Below are 19,259 nucleotides of genomic sequence, written 5' to 3'. Positions count from 1 at the left end.
CATGAAATCATCCCTTTTCTGGATTATCATTTTATTCATTGTCTGTACGCAAACATTGAAAGGGCAATCAGCATCCACCAACCTTGGTCCTCAGCTCCGTGCTGCCATGATCCAGGGCAGTATATTTTTAACGGATACGAATAAACGAAACTGGATTTATACGGTGGTTCGCGGTGAGCCTGCTCATTTACTTGGATATGATGCTGCTTCAGGAAATCTCGTTGTTGATCAGCCATTGCCCGGTGCCGATGGTGCTTGGGATATGGCCTGGTCGGAGGATGGCTGGTTGTATGTGCCAGGTGCCAGTGGGTATCTGTTCCGGCATAAACCGGGTACACAGGAAGTAGAGAACCTGGGACTCGTATTACCTGCTCAAACCTATGTATGGAGCCTTACAACCGGTAAGAAGGGAGAATTGTTTGGTGCTACTTATCCGGGATGCCGGGTATTTCGGTACCATCCGAAGGATGGATTTACAGATCTTGGAAAAGGTCCATTGGTAGAAGGTGAGAATTATGTAAGAAGCCTGGCATTTAACAAAAAGACGGATAAACTTTACGCAGGAGTAGGCTCCCATGCGCACCTGGTTGAAATTGATACCAGGACAGGCACTAAAAGTGAGCTCCTTCCTGCAAAATATAAAGAGAAGGAATTTGTATATGGATTGGAAATCGTTTACCAGGATAAGGGGCCGGATTACCTGCTGGCCTTATTGACCGGCGGGCAATTGACCCTTGTCATCAATCTAAATACCATGCTGGTGGAAAGAGAGTTGGAAGGAATCGATATGAAAACAATTGTACAGGAACCGGGTAGTGCTATCATTTATTATACGATGAAATCAAAACTCTACCAATTGAATCTCTCAAAAAGAGGAAGCTTACCCCAACCTATAGCCGAAACCAGAGGTAGTGCTAACGCCTTTCGCTGGGATGGAAAAAAGAAACTAAGCTTGCTTACATCCAATGCGGTTTATCACCAGGTTTCAGTGAAAAACAGGAAAGCCACTACTCATAAACTCGATGTACCGGGACAACCGATTCCCATTCAGTCTATAATGAAGGGTCCGGATGGCCGCATCTGGATGGGAGGTTATCTGGCGGGGGGACATGCAGCCTATGATCCTGCCACTGGTGTAACAACTTCATACAAAGGGCTGGAACAAACGGAGGGTATGGCATATTCTGGCGATACCATTTTCATGGGTATTTATCCGCATGGACATTATTATTCCTACAACACCAAATTACCCTGGGACCCCAAACAGGGGAACCCCAAACACCTGGGCCAGGTACCTGGTCAAAGTCGCGGTTTTGCAGTGCTGCCCTTAACCGAGCGTAAGAAAGTGTTTTTTGGAACAGTACCGGATTACGGACAGTTGGGAGGAGCACTGGTAAGTTATGACCTGGAAAAACAACAGCTTGATGCTATTGTGAATATCATCCCGGATCAATCTATTGTAAGCCTTGTATCCATAAATGATATGGTGATCATGGGAAGCTCGATCAGTGGTGGATTAGGTGCTAAACCTACAGCCGCGGAGGCACGACTGGTGGGGTGGAATCTGGATACGAAGCAGAAAGTCTTTGATATTGCACCTTTGCCAGGAGCAATGGCTATTACAGGGCTGATGAAAACTCCGGATGGAAAAATCTGGGGAATGGCGGATGGCGTTTTGTTCATTTTTGATCCGGTCCTGAAGGAGGTGCTGCGTACCCAACGAATTCATCAAGCACCATCCCGTGGTGGTCATATCTGGAGAAGTGCTTTCCTGGTGATGCACCCGAATGGATATGTTTATGGAACAGGAGGCAACTGGTTATTCAGGATCGACCCCGGAACACTGGAAGTAAACATGCTGGAAGAAAATGCGGGTTTGCTGGCGATGGATGAAAAAGGCGACTTATATTTCAAACGTAATACAGAATTGTGGCGTTATAAGGTGAGTGAAAAATAACAACATGCACGAAGCGGTTTCGATTACAAGGCAACTGGTGGCGATTCCATCTGTGAATCCTATGGGCAAAGGATTAACCGGTCCCATGTATACCGAGCGCAATATGGCTCTGTATATTCAGGATTTTCTGGCAGATGTGGGTATTCGTGCTGAACTGTTTGGCGCTGATGCAGAGCGGCCCAATCTCGTAGCGTTTATTGATGCAGGTAAGTCGCACACCATTATGCTGGAAGCGCATATGGATACGGTTTCTGAGGAGCAGATGACCATTGCGCCCTTTGATCCTGTGATTCGTGAGGGGTTGTTATATGGTCGCGGTTCCTGTGATACCAAGGCTTCCCTTGCAACCTATCTCTATGCGATCAGGCGGATTATTCAGGAGGGAAAATCTTTGCAACACAATGTGGTACTGGCTTTCGTAAAAGATGAGGAATATTCATTTTCCGGTGCAAGAGAACTGGTGGCCAGGGGAATAAAAGCAGACTATGCAGTGGTAGGAGAACCCACAGAACTGAACCTGATTTATGCGCACAAGGGACTTTGCCGGTTTTTTATTCATACAGATGGACTGAGTTGTCATTCCAGTATGCCCTGGAATGGAGAAAGTGCTATTTACAAGATGGCTTCGATACTTCAGGGGGTAGAAGCATATGCGAAAAGTCTGTCTAAGCTAACGCATCCTGTTTTAGGGCAGGCGACCGCCAGTATTGGAAGGATCACAGGCGGACAAACAGTGAATACGGTACCGGCATTGTGTAGTGTTGAGTTGGACAATCGCCTGCTGCCTGGTATGACGCTGCAGGATATTTTAAAAGGATTGAAACCCTATTTGGGTGATCCTTCCGGATATCGGATCGAGGAGCCTTATTTATTGGCCATGGGAGTTGAAAATGCCATTGATGCAAAACATTTAAAAGCACTTGTAGATGCCTGTGAGTTGGAGGGAATTCATCCTACATTACAAACAGCACACTATGCTACTGATGCTGCCATTTACCAGGAAGCTGGAATTCCCTGTGTGGTATTTGGTCCGGGTTCCATTGCCCAGGCCCACACCGCCAATGAACACATCGACATAACCCAAATCGAAAAAGCCAGCGACATCATCTTCCGCCTTCTGACCACCTGATGCCTGCATCCATTTTATGACTCCCTTTCCCTTTCTTCCATTCCCCAATCTTCCGGTGTCCTTTCTTCCATTCCTTCTCACGTCTCACGTCTGACGTTTCACTTTATGAGATGCTCTCCATACCCCTCCCTCACCAGCAACTCAAAAGCATCCCAAACCTCTTCCGGAATTTCCTGTTCAATCTGAAATCCTTTCGCCGGATATTCTTTTATCCGTTGTAAATCGCCCACCATGATATTGATGATTCTGTCAAGCGGGATTTCTTCATTTGGGTAGTCATCATAAGTGAGTGGCGGGGAAGTTACCAGCAACTCTTTTTCCGGCATGTGTTTTTTGAACGTTGCATAACTCCTTCTTTCCATATAAGGTTTCTGCACCACTATAAAACGTTGAGGATCCAGTCCGCGTGCTGCCAGCAATGCCTTGGAAAAAAGGATATTCTCCCCTGTATTCGTCGACTGGTTTTCAATCAGAATAACCTCCTCCGGCACACCCATCTTTCGCGCAATTGCTGCAAATTTATCAGCTTCCTTTTCGGTCCACATGCCCTGGGTGAAATTTCCCAGTCCGCCGGATAGCAACAACAAAGGCGCCCATCCCTCCAGCCATAATTGCGCTGCCCATTCGGCAACCCGCAAATCGTGACTGCCCAATGCGAAAATGCAGTCGGACTTTTCGAGGGAATGGTTCATGTGGTGGTAGTCCCATACCAGGCGTGCTGCCTTATTGACGCTTTCTTTCATTCGCTTGTTTTTCTTCCCGGCGAAGGTAGATTTTCAATCTTGCATTGATGTAATTGATCATATCCTCTTCATTGGACTGGCGACAGAATTCATAGCTGGGCCGAAAACGTAACATAAAGGTCTGAAGGGAATCACCTTTTAAGCCTGTATAGCGCTGCACAAAGGACCTGGAGAACCGGTAATCAACATATTCAACCTTCTCATTCTCCAGGAGTTTTTTCTTGAGTTCGCGTTCCTGGCGATTTTTGGAGGAGAAAAAGCTAGCCGGACTCAATACAATTCCGAAACCAGATTGCGGGGTATTCCTGCCTGTAATTCCTGGAAGCGGTTCATCGAGTATATGGCGGTAGGCTTCTCTTCTTTCAAGGGAATCAGTGCTGTAATCTCTTTCTGTAACAATAACAGTTTTAAGCAGGTTGTATCGTTGCTTGAGAGAGATATCATACCCGGTTACAAACATGTGAAACTCTACCCTCAGGGTATCTGGCACATATCCGATAGCAGAAAAAACAATGCGATGACCTTCTGCTGCAGGAATGCTGTATCTCCCTGTTTTGGATACCGTCGTCGTTTGATTCGTGTTCAAATTTACCAGAAATACATCCTGCAAGGTGGAGTCGGTTTGCGCATCAAAAACCGTCCCGGATAGTTGTTGCTGTGCAGCAGTAGAAAGGAAACAGCTCACGCCAAAAAAGACAGTAAGGATAAGTCGAAAGGCAGTCATGGTTAAAGTTAATGAGCAAGCTGAATTGGAGTTGCTGTTAACCTGCAAACATTTGTTAATCATTCTTAATATGAAGAAAGGCAAGTTCCATGTTTATCTTTACAAAGGAGGTTATATTATTTTAATGAAGCAACTACTGGTGATTGCAGCCATTGTGCTGACCGGAATAGCTACTGTCGCATTGACCGAACAAAAAGGTTCGTTGAGAAAGATGTACGGTAAACCGACTAGTTTATGGCCGGCTCCTAGCATTGATCCCGGACTGCCCTGGAAGGAACTGGAGGCCTTGCCACTGCCTGATTCCGCCAGTATAGCAGCATTGAACGATCCCCTGGTTTTGTTAGGCAAAACCTTGTTTTTTGATCCGCGTTTATCTGCATCCAATCAGATATCGTGCAGCAGTTGTCACGATCCGGATTTGTCATGGGCCGATGGCCGGGCAGTAGCATTGGGTCATGATCACCTGCAGGGAAAAAGGAATACGCCATCCTTATTGAATATTGCAAGAATGGAGACTTTTTTCTGGGATGGTCGGGCCCGAAGCCTGCAACAACAGGCCATTAATCCGATCAGCGAACCCCATGAAATGGCCCAGGACCTGACCAAATTAATTCCAAAGATCAGGGCCATTAAAGGCTATCATCAGCTCTTTAAAAATGCCTACGATTCAGAAGAAATTTCAATGGAAGGAATACTGGATGCCATTGCTGCATTTGAAGAAACGATTGTTAGCAGACCCAACCGGTTTGACAAATTTGTAAGGGGAGAATACAATTCACTTACCGATGAAGAAATAGAGGGACTTCATTTATTTCGCACCAAGGCGCAATGTATGAATTGCCATTATGGGCCAGATTTTTCAGATCAGCAATTTCATGCACTGGGGTTCTATGATTCAACGGATCACAAAGAGGATCCGGGTCGTTTTGCTGTTACGAAAAAGAAAGAAGACCTGGGTCGATTCCGAACTCCATCTCTTCGCGATGTCATGCGAACCGGACCCTGGATGCATGATGGCAGGTACAACGAAATGGAAGATGTCATCAATTTGTTCAATGATGGCGGAGCAGGTAACCGAATCAAAAAACTGAACCTAACAGCCGCTGAAAGAAAATCACTCCAGGCTTTCCTGAATGCTATCACTGCAGCCCCTTTTAAAGTGCAACGCCCGGAATTGCCTAAATAAAAAATGCCCCCACAAAAGCAGGGGCATCTTTTCAACTATATAATGATTAAAACGCTTTCTTCTCACCTGTTATCTGAACCTCGGTTACCGGCCCGTATTTTTCAGCCAGCTTCTTAATCTCCTCCGACTTGCCCACCAGTATAAATTGCAATTTATCTTTCGGGAAATAGGTCTGGATGATCTGGCGCGCCTTCTCCAGCGTTAAGCCATCTACATTCGCCTGGAAATTATTGATAAAGGATTCATTGAATCCATACCAGAACATCTGGGTCATTAAAGAAGCCAACTGGCGACTCGTTTCAAAATCCGGCGGGAACTGTCCCTTTACATAGTTTTTTGCAGAAGTAAGCGACTCCTCTGTAACCCCCTGTGCATGCAGTCTGTTCAATACCTCCAGCGATTTGTCAATAGCCGCTTCTGTATTCTCAGTTGCTGTAAACGTGCTGATTGCAAATCCACCTCCATATTTCAGCGTGCTGAATGAACTCCTGGCTCCATAGGTCAGGCCACTGTTCACCCGCAACTCATCATTTAGCATAGAGGTAAATCGTCCGCCCAGCAGGGTATTGATCACATCAATGGCAATATAATCCGGATTGTTTCTGCTGATACCTGGTGCACCAATATAGAATGTTGTTTCCCGTGCATCATTTTTGTTCACCAGCAATACCCGGTTGCCGGATGGCTTTGCAATAGCCGATTTGGCATTGGCATCCGAAACAGCCGGACCTTTTTTCCATCCTGCAAATGCTTTGGTCACCAGTGCTTTCATTTGTTTGGCATCAAAGTCTCCCGCAATTGCAATGGCAGAACCATTCGGAATATAATGACTCGCATAAAATGCCCGGATATCGGCAACACTTAAGGGTTGTACACTTGCAGGTGTACCCGAAACAATATTTCCATAAACATGCTCTCCATAAAGAAATTTATCAAAGTAAGAACCGATCACACTTCTCGGACTCTCTTTCTGTTGTTCCAGCCGAATCAGTGCACGCTTTTTTTCTTTTGCAAATTCCGCTGTATCAAAACGCGGAGCAGTCAATACCTCGTTTAAGATGGCCAGCATCTTCTCCATATCCTTGCTGGCAAAGGAAGATGACAAGCCTGCATATTCCTTATTTGCATAACTGTTGATGCTGGCTCCTATGAAATCAATCTGCTGATCCAGTTCCTGTTTGGAATAGGAGGCTGTTCCATGCTGCAGGGCTGCTGCTGTCAGGGAAGCCAATCCCGCCTTTTCCCCATCAAAGATGGCGCCGGCCGGAAAGATAGCAGACACAGAAATCATGGGAACCTCTTTTTGCTCCATCAGGTAAACCGTTAGTCCATTTTTCAAGGTGAACTTTTGGTATGCAGGCAGCTTGAAATTCTGCGCCTGTAGAACAGTAGTGGCACTCATCGCCAATACTGTTGTCAGAAATAATATGTTGAATAATTGTTTCATTGCTTAGAATTAATAGGTTAATCATCCACTTTAGCTGCCAGCACACCAACCGTACGATTCGGTTTGGTGAAATATTCTGCCGCAACCCGTTTGATATCCTCAATCGTTACCTTGTTGTAAAGCGATGGCGCATCAAACAGTTTTTTATAATCACCAAAGAACACTTCATAGGTGCCGATATTATTGGATTTCCCATTGATGGTTTCAATCTGGCGATAGAATTCAATCAGTTTGGCATTCTTTACTTTTTCCAGCTCTCTTTCAGTAACACCCTCTTTTTTGATGGACTCCAACGCTGCATAAATCTCTTTTTCGATGTCTTCTGTTTTCACACCTCTTGAAGCGGTTGCTGTAATGCTGAACAAGGTTGGATCAAAACTTTCTTCATACCGTGCAAATACTGAGGTAGCCAGTTGTTTCTGATCCACCAGTAAGGAATACAGGCGGGATGATTGTCCTTGTGTGAGCAAATCTGACAAAAGCGACAACGCATAATAATCAGGATGTTTCGCCTCCGGTGTATGCCAGGCGATGCTGAGGTAGGGATTGGCGACCTGCTTCTGTACAGTGATTCTTTTTTCTCCGGTTTGTTTGGGCTCTTTGATATGAACCGCAGGTGGCGCCGGTTGTGCAGGTATGGGGCCCAGGTATTTCTCGGCCATTGCTTTTACATCTGCAAATTTCACTGCTCCGGACATCACTACTACACAGTTATTCGGCGCATAATAGGTTTTGAAATAGCGTTCCAGGTCTTCCTGTTTCCAGTTTTTCATATCATCCAGGTAACCGATTACCGGCCAGTGATAAGGGTGCTCAGCAAATGCCTGTCCCTGTACCGCCTCAAATAAAACTCTGTAAGGAGAATTCTCCAATCCTGTACTGCGCTCGGATATCACAACACCGCGCTCACTTTCCACTACTTTCGGATCAATGGTCAGGCTGGAAATCCGGTCGGCCTCCAGGTCAAAGATCACTTCGGTTGCGGAAGCCGGAAACCAGTTCGTGTAAACAGTTACATCTTCCCTGGTATAGGCATTATTCGCGCCACCATTAAATTCCATGGTACGATCAAACATCTTGGGACCATATTTCTTCGCCCCATTGAACATCATGTGTTCAAAAAAATGCGATAAGCCGGTAATGCCCTGGTATTCATTCCGGGATCCAACCCGGTAAAACAGGTACATATTGGCATTGGGAATGGAAAAGTCCTCTACCACCAGGAATTTCATCCCGTTGGCAAGGGTAAAACTTTGAACTTCATCTGCTTTTAACTGTGCCTGGGCCACCGATGCACAAAGTAGCAGGAGGCCCGTCCAGATTTTCTTCATAATCGTGTGTTTAGTGCGCCTTAAAGCTAACAATTGTTCACCGGGAAGAACAACCATTCCTAAAAAACCCAGCTACTTATACATTATTTTTCACGGCTTTACGTTGTAGAATCAAAGATCCAGACCTTGAAGAACTGCTACCTGCTTTTTTTACTGCTTTTTTGTTGTTTCATTGGTATCGCCCAACCTTCCATTGATACAACCGTCAAACTCATTGCCCAGAAAGAAAATGTGATAAAAGAAAATACGATCATCAAGATCGAGAACCTGGGTCCCGGTATCAATTCCGAACTCCCTGAACTGCGACCTACCATTTCTGCGGATGGCAACCTCCTCTTTTTCATCTGTGAAAATCACCCTCGTAATACCAAGTACCGCTCGGTGCCCAACAGCCAGGATATCTGGGTGGCTTTCCGCGATACCCTGGGTAACTGGAGTGAGGCCAAACACCTGGCTTCTCCACTGAATACGACACATTATAATGCTGTATACTGGATCTCTCCTGATAATAACAGGATCCTGATCCGTGGTGCTTTTATGAAAGGAGGGTATGTGGGCAAAGGAATCAGCATGTGCGTGCTGCAGGAAGATGGCCGCTGGAGTCCACCCGAAGGGCTTAATATCAAAAACTATTTCAAATATGACCGGGGCCGGCTCTCCGGTGCCTCCATGGCGCATGATGGCCAGACCCTCCTGCTCTATATGACCCCGGAAGAAGGCAGTTCACTGAATGATATTTTTGTTTGTTTTCTAAAAGCAGACGGCAGCTGGACCGAACCTAAAAGCCTGGGTAAGAAAATCAACCTGCCAGAAACCGATGAGATGACGCCCTACCTGGCTGCGGATGGGGTAACCCTTTATTTCAGCAGTAACCGTGTAGGTGGTTTGGGAGATAATGATATCTGGAAAGCCCGCCGGCTGGATGATAGCTGGACCAAATGGTCAGATCCTGAAAACCTCGGAGCCCCAATCAATTCTGAAAACTGGGATGCTTTTTTCACCATGGATGCGGGAGGAGAATTTGCCTACCTCACTACCAGTGAAGAAGGTTATGGTGCCAGTGATATTGTACGGGTCCGGCTCCTGGAAGAGAAAAAACCGGATCCTGTAGTAATGGTAACCGGCAACGTGTATAATAAGAAAACTGGCGAGCCGATTGCTGCTTCCCTCTTATATGAAACCCTGCCGGATGGGGTGCAGGTGGGCAATGCACTTTCCAGTCCCTTTGATGGAGCCTTTAAAATTGTATTGCCCTTCAATCGCAATTACAGCATTCGGGCAACTGCCAACCATTTCTTCTCTATGTCTGAAAACCTGAACCTGGATTCCATGATCCAGGCTGGTTATACTGAAATTCACAAAGACCTCTACCTGGTTCCCATTGAAATTGGGCAGACTGTAAGACTGAACAATGTCTTCTTTGATTTCGACAAATGGGATTTGCGCAAGGAAAGCTTTGTGGAGCTGGATCGGGTAGTGAAATTGCTGGCTGAAAATCCGGCCATCGAAATCGAACTGGCGGCACATACCGACAGCAAAGGTTCGGATGATTATAACTACAAACTCAGCGATAACCGTGCCCGCTCGGTGATGAACTACCTGATCTCCAAAGGAATTGCAGCATCCAGGTTGAGATCCCAGGGTTATGGAGAAACCAAACCGCTGGCTTCCAATGAAACAGATGATGGCCGTCAGCTGAATCGTAGGGTTGAGTTTACCATTTTAAAGAATTAATGTAGCTTAGCTGACAGGTTAAGGCAGGCATTCATTAAAAATTTAAACTCATGCATTCAGTTCAATTGCCTTCCGTATCTAATTTCTACAGATCAGTTCTCTACATTGGCTCTGTACTTTTTGGCTTGCTCGGGATGAATTCCGCTTTTGCGCAATCCCTTCCCGATAATTATGAATTTGCCCTGGGCGTCACTTATGAAATGAGTTCCGGCAAAAACGGGAACCTGAAAAAGGGCGAACAGATGGGGATGTGGTTCTCCAATCAGCCTTATACCGGGATGGAAGTTCCCAAGCAAAAAGGATTCTTCATGGTGATGGATCTGAAAGATCAGAAAATGGTTACCCTGATGACGGATCAAAAAATGGCCATGGTGATGGATCTTAAGAAAATGCAGGAAAAGATGAAGGGACAGGTAAAGGAAGAAAATCCATCGGATGTCAAGATTACCAAAACCGGCAAATCAGAAACGATTCTGGGATATAAATGCGATCAATACCTGATAGAAACCTCAGATGGGCAATCGCTCGTGTGGATCACTACCGAACTGGGTTCCGGTATGGGGAATCTGGCCAAAAGCCTTTCTTCCATGCTTGGTTCCGGTCCCAAACCAGTAGGACTTCCCTCCATGAAAGGAATTGAAAACGGGGTATTGATGCGCCTGGAGTCCACCGATAAAAAATCTGGTAACAGCACGCGAATTGAAGCCGTGAATGTTAATAAGGATGGCAAAAAATTCCCGACTGCAGGTTATAATGTGATGGCTATGCCGGGCATGTAATCTGTGGAAGCCGGATATCTATCCGATGCATACCATCCGGAGTTCTGTTCACCAGCAACTGACCACCTTCTGCCTGGGCCATTGAAATGGATTTTTTCAGCAATAAGAGTTTGGCTGGATCTACCACACTGTTGGTCTGTGGGCGATAGCGAAACTTCAGTTGTATATCCATTTCCTGCTGAATGCTTAATTCAAGTTGCTGAGCTCTATAGGTTTTAACCAGGGGTAGTACTGTTTGCAATAAGCGGTATAAAGTGAGTCCGCTTGCTGGAGCTAACTGTTCCTCCAGTTCCATTGTAAAATCAACTGCTACCCGGTTGTTGGCGGACCATTGATCAACCAGTTCATGAATTAACAATTTCGCGTCAGCCTGGTACGCATCAATCGGTTTGATATAATTACACAGCAGCCGGATCTCATTGATAATATGTTCTATGTTTTCCTTGCTCTTGATAAGGAATGATTCACTCAGGTCCTTTTCTGTTTGCGCGAATTCAATGTAGAGTTTGGTGGCAGCAAGCGTCTGGGCAAAATTTTCATGCAACTGGTGCGCGATAAAACTTCTTTCCTTTTCCTCTTCTTTAATGGAAAGCCGGTGCAGGGCTTTTTCTGCTTCGATCAGTTTATTCGTATAGTTGATGAGTGATTGGTTTTTTCTCCTGAGATCCATCAGCCGGCTTACCTGGTTGGCGATGGTATGCAATGCATCCAGTTGAAATTTATTCAGATTGCGGTTAGAGATGGAATCTAATACACAAACAGATCCCAGTTTATGTCCGGAACTACTTCGTATAGGAGCACCGGCATAAAAATGAATATGGGGTTCCCCATTAACCAGCGGGTTGTCCTGAAAGCGGGGATCTTTTTTTGCATCGGGAACCAGCATAATTCCATCCTGCTGAATGGTATATCGACAGAAAGCTACGTCCCGGGTGGTTTGCTTTGTACCAAGATTTTTAATTGCCTTGAACCATTGACGTTCTTTATCAATAAAACTAATAGCCGCCATCTGGCAGTTGGTGATATTCGCAGCCAGTTCAACCAACTGTGTAAAATCTTCTTCATCTTCAGAATCGAGGATCCCGAAAGAGTAAAGATCGGCCAGTCGCATTTCTTCCTGTAAGTCGGGCAATTCATTCATGGTACAGATTTTAAAGTGGGAGTCATTAGGGTTCTTACATAAACGTAAGCATCCGGTTAATAGTTTGGGCGGATCTGTCGAAATATTTCTAATCTCATTATATTCGGGTTCACTCACATATGAATAACATGACGAGATCGCAACTGGAACAACTCTTTTCAACAGAGTCAGCTCAATTGGAGAAACTGAATGAAATGGTTCGGCGGTCAGTTGAGGAAGAAAAATTATTAACAGAGAAACTAAAGGAATTTGAAGAGCAGCATCCTGGCTTCCAGAGCCGGGTCGCTGATAAAGTTGCTTCCTTCGGAGGAAGCTGGCGCTTTATTATCAGTTTTGCAATATTTATGTTGGCCTGGATCTTGCTGAATATATTTTTATTAACAAGACCCTTTGATCCCTATCCCTTCATTTTACTTAACTTGTTACTCTCTACTATTGCGGCCCTTCAAGCTCCCATCATTATGATGAGCCAGAACCGAAAAGAAGAAAAAGACCGCCAGCGTGCCATCAGTGATTACATGATCAACCTGAAGGCTGAAATTGAAGTCCGTAACCTGCACAGCAAACTGGATCTGCTGATTACCGAACAAATGCAGACCCTTTTTGAGATTCAGAAAACACAGATTGATATGATGGATGACATGAAGGATCTTTTGATGAAGATCAAAAAGTCCGATGATTAGTATCAATCTTTGCTAACAGGGTTCTATCTAGTTTCGTAACGAAATCTGACCGGCTATGATTCCAGCACTTACACCAGACCTGAGAAAGGTACTGGAGGCGGTTCATTATCGGCCTGCAGTATCTATTGTGTTGCCGTTTGATCCAAAAATGACGGCAAAGGACAGCCTATCTGCTTCTTTGAAGAACACCTGCGACCAGGTGGAAAAATCCCTTTTGAAGCAATACCCCGCCGAACTGGCCTTGCTATTGCTCCAGCGGTTACGAAATCTGCTGAATCAACTGAACTACAGTACGCATAAAAAGAGTATTGCACTGTTTCTCTCTCCGGTGTTTGAGAAACTATTGTATCTCGATATGGATGTAGTGCCGAAAATCATCATTGACGATTCATTCGAAATCCGGGATCTGATTGATTGCAAAATAGTTTCGCGGCAATTCCTGGTATTGTTGCTGCATAGTCAGCACATGCACATTCTTCTGGGAGAACCGGGTAAACAGCAACGTATTCTGTCTGCTCCAATTGAGTATTCATTGCCCACATCCATTAAACAGGCCGATCAAACCCTTGAACAATTAATGCGGGCTTACCAGTTACCGGCCTTTGTATTGGGAGAGGAGAAATTAATCGGGATCTTCAGTAACGCAAACAATTGCACCGGAAGCATCATTGACTACATCGAATTTTCCGGAACCGAGAAAGATTCGGATCAGATTGACGAGGTACTCAAACCTTACCTTGAAAAATGGTCAGACTGGAAAGAGGCGGCAGTGCTGCAGCGCTTGAAGGAAGCTGGCAAATCACAGCGCTTGACAATCGGTATGTCTGAAGTTTGGAAAGAAGCCATGCACCACAATGGCAAGTTGCTGGTAGTGGAACGCGGATTTCATTTCGATGGATTTCAGCCCCACAATCCTTACTCCTATGTAAAGGATGCGGTGGATGAGATCATTGAAAAAGTGCTGGAATCAGGGGGCGATGTTGAATTTGTGAAACAAGGAAAACTGACCGACCAAGGACAAATTGCACTGGTTCGCTTTTATTGAATCCGTGCCCAACAGAATAATCATGAGTAAATCAGCCTGGATCAGACGCTTTCGCGAAATTGGATTGACAGATGTACCCAGCGTGGGCGGAAAAAATGCCTCCCTTGGTGAAATGATCTCCCGCCTTGCTTCCTTTGGTATCCCGGTTCCTGACGGCTTTGCTACAACTGGCCTTGCATTTGAAGATTTTCTTAGCCAGAACAGGCTGCATCTGCCCTTGCGCGAACTCATCCAGCAACTGGATCATGTTCATTACAGCAATCTGCGGGAAATCGGATCTGCAGCCCGCAAGTTATTGATGGAGGCAGAATTGCCCATTCATTTAAAGCAGGCTGTACTGGAGGCCTATAAGGAACTTGGAAAGCAAGAACCAATTGCTGTAGCTGTAAGAAGCAGTGCCACTGCTGAAGATTTACCCGAAGCCAGTTTTGCAGGTCAGCACGAATCCTATCTCAATATCCGGGGAGAAGAAGCCCTGCTGCAGGCAGTGAAAAAATGTTTCGCCTCTCTGTACACTGACCGGGCCATCAAATACCGGGAAGATCATGGTTTTCAACACGAGAAAGTAGCATTATCAGTTGGTGTTCAGATCATGGTTCGATCAGATATCTCCTGCTCAGGTGTGCTTTTTACGCTGGAGCCCGAATCCGGATTCCGGGATATCATTCATATTTCCGGAGTATGGGGATTGGGAGAAAACATTGTGCAGGGCACCGTTACGCCGGATGAATTCATGGTGTTCAAACCTACTTTGGGTAAAGCAAAGCAGCCTATTCTGCAGAAGCGACTCGGCGAAAAGGAACAAACCATGATCTATGGCGATACTGCTGAAACTCCTGTGCTCAACCTTCCTACTCCACCTGAAAAGCGGGGCGTTTTTGTTCTTACAGATGAGGAGATCATCCAACTAGCCTCCTGGTCCAGGATCATTGAAGAGCACTATGCCAAGCCCATGGATATTGAATGGGCAAAGGATGGATTGCAAAATCAGCTCTATATAATCCAGGCACGTCCTGAAACAGTTCATTCCCGCGCGAATCCATTGTTGCAGAAAGAATATAAAATTGAGAAGGCAGGCGCCAGGTTACTGACATCCGGCCAGGCGATTGGATCTGCAGTTGCCATGGGTACTGCCAGGTTGCTGAAGAGCACAGCTGAAGCTGATAAACTAAAGCCCGGCGAGATCATTGTCACCGATCTTACCAGTCCCGATTGGGATCCCATTCTAAAAAAATCCGGCGCGATTATTACCAATAAAGGTGGACGTACCAGTCACGCTTCCATTGTTGCCCGCGAATTAGGTGTGCCGGCAATTGTAGGTTGCGAAAATGCAACAGAGCAGATTCAGGATGGACAGCCCATCACGGTATCCTGTTGTGAAGGAAAAACGGGGAAGGTTTATGAAGGCTTGCTGAAACTGGAAACCATTGAGCATGATTTTAGTACGATCAGCAAGCCCGAACATACCGGTATCATGCTCATCACCGGTGATCCGGAAAAGGCCTTCCAGTTATCTTTTTATCCAAATGATGGAGTGGGATTGATGCGCATGGAATTCATCATTACGCATGCCATCAAAGTTCATCCGATGGCATTGGTTCAGTTTGATGAACTCGCAGCAGAAGCGGCAGACAAGCAGGCCATCGCAACACTTACTAAAGGATATGCCGATAAGAAGGAATATTTTATAGACAAACTTTCACAGGGTATTGCTACCATCGCAGCAGCTTTTTATCCTAAGCCGGTGATTCTTAGGATGAGTGATTTCAAATCGAATGAATATGCCAACCTGCTGGGTGGTGCTGCATATGAACCCAAAGAGGAAAACCCCATGATTGGTTTCAGAGGCGCCTCCCGTTATTATCATGAAAAGTATAGAGAAGGTTTCCGCCTGGAATGTGAAGCCGTAAAACGTGTGAGAGAGGAAATGGGTCTCACGAATGTTAAAGTCATGATCCCCTTCTGCCGCACGGTGGAAGAAGCTGCAAAGGTGGTGGAACAGATGAAACTATTTGGTTTGGAAAGAGCTGCGAACGGTCTTGAATTGTACATGATGGTGGAGATCCCAAGCAATGTTTTGCTGGCAAAAGAGTTCGCCCGCTATTTTGATGGTTTTTCAATCGGTTCCAATGATCTCACTCAGCTGACACTGGGCGTGGATCGCGACTCAGCTCTGGTAAGTACACTCTTTAATGAACAGAACCCTGCCGCCAGGGAAATGATCCGCCTGGCAATAGAATATGCACATGTTGCAGGCCGGCCCATTGGTCTATGCGGACAAGCGCCCAGCGATGATCCTTCCTTTGCGCGCTTCCTTGTAGAAGCAGGTATTGATACCATCTCCTTTAACCCGGATGCACTGCTGAAAGGCATGGAAAATGTGAAACGTGAGACGTGAGAAGGGAGGAAAGGAGAAGGGAGGAATGGAAGAAAGGATAAGGGAGGAAAGGAAGACGGCCATTCCTCCTTTTCTCCTTCCTCCTTTCCTCCATACATCAAATGTTAAATTGTCCTTTCTTCTGTTTTTCCCACAAATACTACAGAATCTAAGCCCCCAGTTGCACTTGTTTATCCATACATTTGCATCCTTCAATGAATTTTAATCATGGATTGGAAACAGTTTGAGAAAGTGTCAAAGGCAATGGGTGATCAGAACCGCCTCCGAATCCTCGAAGCAATTTCAAAGAAAAAAGGTGTTTTGGAATGTGCTGCTATTGTTCAGAAACTGGACCTGGCACAGCCTTCCATCAGTCATCACATCAAAACCCTGGTGGAAGCTGGACTGATCGAACCTGAAAAATCCGGACGTAATTACACGTACATCCTGAACACTGAGCTGCTTGATAAGTATATCAAAAAGCTGAAAACGATTGCCGGCTAAGAAAGCCAACGTAGAAGCGAAACAAATCAAAAGATGAGAACAAAGTTACTCTTGTCCGCACTCCTGGTGGGGTGGTTACAGGGCAATGGACAGGCTGTTCCTGACAGTTTACCTAAACAAGTGGACCTGGAACAGGCTATTGCATTTTCCCTCAAGAACCAGCCCCTGGTGCAGCAATCAGAAATCGATGAGAAAATTACCGCAGCCAATATCCGTAACAGGTTGGCCGACTGGTATCCGCAGGTGAATTTCAATTACAACCTGCAACACAACTTCGTAGTGCAAACAAATATTATTGGCGGTAACCCGGTGAAACTGGGTGTCGACAATGTTTCTGCTTTGCAGTTTACGATGTCGCAAACCCTCTTTAACCGCGATGTGTTACTGGCCCGCAGAACCCGTACGGATGTACAGCAACAGGCACTGCAAACTACCAGACAACGTAAGATTGATCTGGTAGTGGCGGTTTCAAAAGCTTATTACGATGTGCTGGCTACAACGCAACAAGTAAAAGTGGCAGATGAAAACATTCGTCGAATTGAACGCAGTCTGCAGGATGCAAAATTTCAGTACGATGCCGGGGTAGCTGACAAAACAGATTTCAAGCGTGCTACCATCGCGCTCAACAATGCCAAAGCTTCCAGAATTGCCAATGAAGAAATTCTGAAAGCAAAGCAGGAATACCTGAAATCGCTGATGGGATACCCGGTAGAAACACCAATCGAATTGTTATATGATAGTGCATCACTGGAACAATCCATCACTGCGCCGGCTGATGAAAATCCGGAATTGAATAACCGGATCGAATACCAGTTGCTGACTACACAAATCAAATTACAGGAAGCTAACCTCAAATACAATAAGTGGGCCTACCTGCCGAATGTATCACTGAATGGTGCGTATAACCTGAACTACCTGAACAATCAGTTTGCGAAACTCTACAATGTGAACTATCCTGCTTCCTTTGCAGCCATCACACTGGGATTCCCGATTTTCCAGGGAGGTAAAAGAAAATCTGCCATCGATGCGGCAGAATGGCAACTGGAACGCACCAAACTGGATCTGCTCAGTTTGAAAAATTCTGTGAATGCGGCGTACTCACAGGCAATTGCGACCTATAAAAGCACCTACACTAATTACCTCGCACTGAAAGAAAACCTTGATCTCGCCAGGGAAGTGTATGATGTGATTCAGTTGCAATACCGGAATGGTATTAAAACCTACCTGGAAGTGATCAACGCGGAAACAGATCTGCGTACCGCCACCATCAATTATTATACAGCATTATATAATGTACTGGCCAGTAAAGTGGACGTACAAAAAGAACTCGGACAATTTAACTATTAATCAACTGGTATGAGAAGCATTTTATATACAGCCTTTATCGGATCAATTCTTTTAGCAGCCTGTGGTCAGCAACAGCAACAGGCGGGTCCCATGGCTCCTGCAGCAGTGAATGTAACATTGGAAGCTGTAAAGCCGGGCAACCCACTTTATTACGATGAATTTCCTGCTACCTTAACTGCCCTTAACCAGGTGGAACTGCGCGCACAGGTGAGCGGTTTTGTCACCGGAATTCATTTTAAAGATGGTCAACGCGTGCGCAAAGGCCAGCTGCTCTATAGCATCGACGCCCAATTATATAACGCCAACTACCAGCAGGCGGTAGCCAACCTGAATGTACAGGAAGCCAACCTGGCCCGTGCGCAGAAAGATGCAGATCGTTATCATGAACTGCAGAAAAATGATGCGGTTGCACGCCAGCTCGTGGACAATGCAGATGCAGCCCTGGAAGTGGCAAAAAAACAGGTTGATGCGGCCAAAGCATCCAATGCTGCAGCGCAAACCAGTGTACGTTATACACGTATCACGGCCCCATTTGACGGACTGATTGGAATATCCATGGTAAAACCAGGTGCACCGGTTACAGCCGGACAAACCATTCTCAACACAGTGTCAACTACCGGAGAGATGGCTGTTGATTTCAACCTGGATCAATCACAGATTTATCGCTTCAGTCAATTGTTAAATACAACCCCCAAAGATTCCATCTTCCAGCTTGCTTTTGGCAGCGATGAATATCCTGCACCGGGCAAACTCGTGTTGCTGGATCGTGCCGTGGATGCGCAAACCGGAACCATCAAGGCAAGGGTAGTTTTCCCAAATAAAGAAGAACGCCTCCGTGCCGGCATGAATGGAACGCTGAAAGTGAAGAATGCCTCCGGAGAGCAGGCTTTGCTCATTCCATATAAAGCGGTGGTAGAGCAACTGGGCGAATTCTTCGTCTACAAAAAGACCGATAGCAGTACAGTAACCCAACAAAAAGTTGTCCTGGGTAAACCTATTGGAACTGATATCATTATCCAGTCCGGACTGCAGGCAGGAGATTCCATCGTTACACAGGGAGTACAAAACCTGCGGGAAGGCGCGAAGATTGCATCAGTTCCGCCAGCAGCACCTGCTCCAGCCAAACAATAAT

16 protein-coding genes are annotated in these 19,259 nt (G+C 45.7%); 11 read left to right on the top strand and 5 right to left on the bottom strand.

Annotation, left to right across the window (positions count from 1 at the left end):
• Window position 1: 1 nt before the first annotated feature.
• Window positions 2-1,957 carry a ligand-binding sensor domain-containing protein gene (locus tag L0U88_RS19075; protein WP_234868184.1) on the top strand — a complete coding sequence of 652 codons (1,956 nt, stop codon included), beginning with the start codon at window positions 2-4 and terminating at the stop codon, window positions 1,955-1,957.
• A 4-nt stretch (window positions 1,958-1,961) separates the two neighbouring features.
• On the top strand, window positions 1,962-3,086 hold the full coding sequence (locus L0U88_RS19070; RefSeq protein ID WP_234868182.1) for a M20 family metallopeptidase: 1,125 nt from the start codon (window positions 1,962-1,964) through the stop codon (window positions 3,084-3,086).
• A gap of 98 nt (window positions 3,087-3,184) precedes the next feature.
• Here the strand turns inward: L0U88_RS19070 and L0U88_RS19065 are convergent, their stop codons facing one another.
• On the bottom strand, window positions 3,185-3,829 hold the full coding sequence (locus tag L0U88_RS19065; RefSeq protein ID WP_234868180.1) for a YdcF family protein: 645 nt from the start codon (window positions 3,827-3,829) through the stop codon (window positions 3,185-3,187).
• Window positions 3,810-4,553, bottom strand: coding sequence for a carboxypeptidase-like regulatory domain-containing protein (locus L0U88_RS19060; RefSeq protein WP_234868178.1), 744 nt, complete (start codon window positions 4,551-4,553; stop codon window positions 3,810-3,812). The genes L0U88_RS19065 and L0U88_RS19060 overlap by 20 nt, the downstream gene beginning before the upstream one ends.
• Before the next feature lie 70 nt (window positions 4,554-4,623).
• On the opposite strand from L0U88_RS19060, the gene L0U88_RS19055 reads away from it, so the two are divergent.
• The gene (locus L0U88_RS19055; protein WP_234868176.1) at window positions 4,624-5,739 is read left to right on the top strand and encodes a cytochrome-c peroxidase; all 1,116 of its coding nucleotides are present in this window, start codon (window positions 4,624-4,626) and stop codon (window positions 5,737-5,739) included.
• Window positions 5,740-5,785: 46 nt separating this feature from the next.
• Here L0U88_RS19055 and L0U88_RS19050 read toward each other — a convergent pair whose 3' ends face one another.
• Both L0U88_RS19050 and L0U88_RS19045 read right to left on the bottom strand, forming a co-directional pair.
• Window positions 5,786-7,186, bottom strand: a complete 1,401-nt coding sequence (locus L0U88_RS19050) for a M16 family metallopeptidase (protein ID WP_234868174.1) — start codon at window positions 7,184-7,186, stop codon at window positions 5,786-5,788.
• A gap of 17 nt (window positions 7,187-7,203) precedes the next feature.
• Window positions 7,204-8,517, bottom strand: a complete 1,314-nt coding sequence (locus L0U88_RS19045) for a M16 family metallopeptidase (protein WP_234868172.1) — start codon at window positions 8,515-8,517, stop codon at window positions 7,204-7,206.
• A 126-nt stretch (window positions 8,518-8,643) separates the two neighbouring features.
• Here L0U88_RS19045 and L0U88_RS19040 point away from each other — a divergent pair, with 126 nt between their 5' ends.
• The gene (locus tag L0U88_RS19040; protein WP_234868170.1) at window positions 8,644-10,251 is read left to right on the top strand and encodes an OmpA family protein; all 1,608 of its coding nucleotides are present in this window, start codon (window positions 8,644-8,646) and stop codon (window positions 10,249-10,251) included.
• Window positions 10,252-10,301: 50 nt separating this feature from the next.
• A complete protein-coding gene (locus tag L0U88_RS19035; RefSeq protein WP_234868167.1) occupies window positions 10,302-11,030 on the top strand; it encodes a DUF4412 domain-containing protein in 729 nt (242 codons plus the stop codon).
• On the opposite strand, the gene L0U88_RS19030 is transcribed toward L0U88_RS19035, so the two are convergent.
• Window positions 11,014-12,171 carry a sensor histidine kinase gene (locus L0U88_RS19030; protein ID WP_234868165.1) on the bottom strand — a complete coding sequence of 386 codons (1,158 nt, stop codon included), beginning with the start codon at window positions 12,169-12,171 and terminating at the stop codon, window positions 11,014-11,016. The genes L0U88_RS19035 and L0U88_RS19030 overlap by 17 nt on opposite strands.
• 128 nt (window positions 12,172-12,299) lie before the next feature.
• On the opposite strand from L0U88_RS19030, the gene L0U88_RS19025 reads away from it, so the two are divergent.
• The 6 genes from L0U88_RS19025 (at window position 12,300) to L0U88_RS19000 (ending at window position 19,258) form a co-directional block, all read left to right on the top strand.
• On the top strand, window positions 12,300-12,854 hold the full coding sequence (locus tag L0U88_RS19025; RefSeq protein ID WP_234868163.1) for a DUF1003 domain-containing protein: 555 nt from the start codon (window positions 12,300-12,302) through the stop codon (window positions 12,852-12,854).
• A gap of 55 nt (window positions 12,855-12,909) precedes the next feature.
• Window positions 12,910-13,899 carry a baeRF3 domain-containing protein gene (locus tag L0U88_RS19020; protein ID WP_234868160.1) on the top strand — a complete coding sequence of 330 codons (990 nt, stop codon included), beginning with the start codon at window positions 12,910-12,912 and terminating at the stop codon, window positions 13,897-13,899.
• Between the two features lie 22 nt (window positions 13,900-13,921).
• On the top strand, window positions 13,922-16,297 hold the full coding sequence (gene ppsA, locus L0U88_RS19015; RefSeq protein WP_234868158.1) for a phosphoenolpyruvate synthase: 2,376 nt from the start codon (window positions 13,922-13,924) through the stop codon (window positions 16,295-16,297).
• 207 nt (window positions 16,298-16,504) lie between these two features.
• A complete protein-coding gene (locus tag L0U88_RS19010; protein WP_234868156.1) occupies window positions 16,505-16,780 on the top strand; it encodes an ArsR/SmtB family transcription factor in 276 nt (91 codons plus the stop codon).
• Between the two features lie 33 nt (window positions 16,781-16,813).
• Window positions 16,814-18,127, top strand: coding sequence for a TolC family protein (locus L0U88_RS19005; protein ID WP_234868154.1), 1,314 nt, complete (start codon window positions 16,814-16,816; stop codon window positions 18,125-18,127).
• A 9-nt stretch (window positions 18,128-18,136) separates the two neighbouring features.
• Window positions 18,137-19,258, top strand: coding sequence for an efflux RND transporter periplasmic adaptor subunit (locus tag L0U88_RS19000; RefSeq protein WP_234868152.1), 1,122 nt, complete (start codon window positions 18,137-18,139; stop codon window positions 19,256-19,258).
• Window position 19,259 lies beyond the last annotated feature (1 nt).

The sequence above is a fragment of the Flavihumibacter fluminis genome (assembly GCF_021491375.1).
Classification (GTDB): Bacteria; Bacteroidota; Bacteroidia; order Chitinophagales; family Chitinophagaceae; genus Flavihumibacter; species Flavihumibacter fluminis.
Note: the sequence above shows the minus strand (reverse complement) of the source record. Positions and strands in the feature narration are given on the sequence as shown.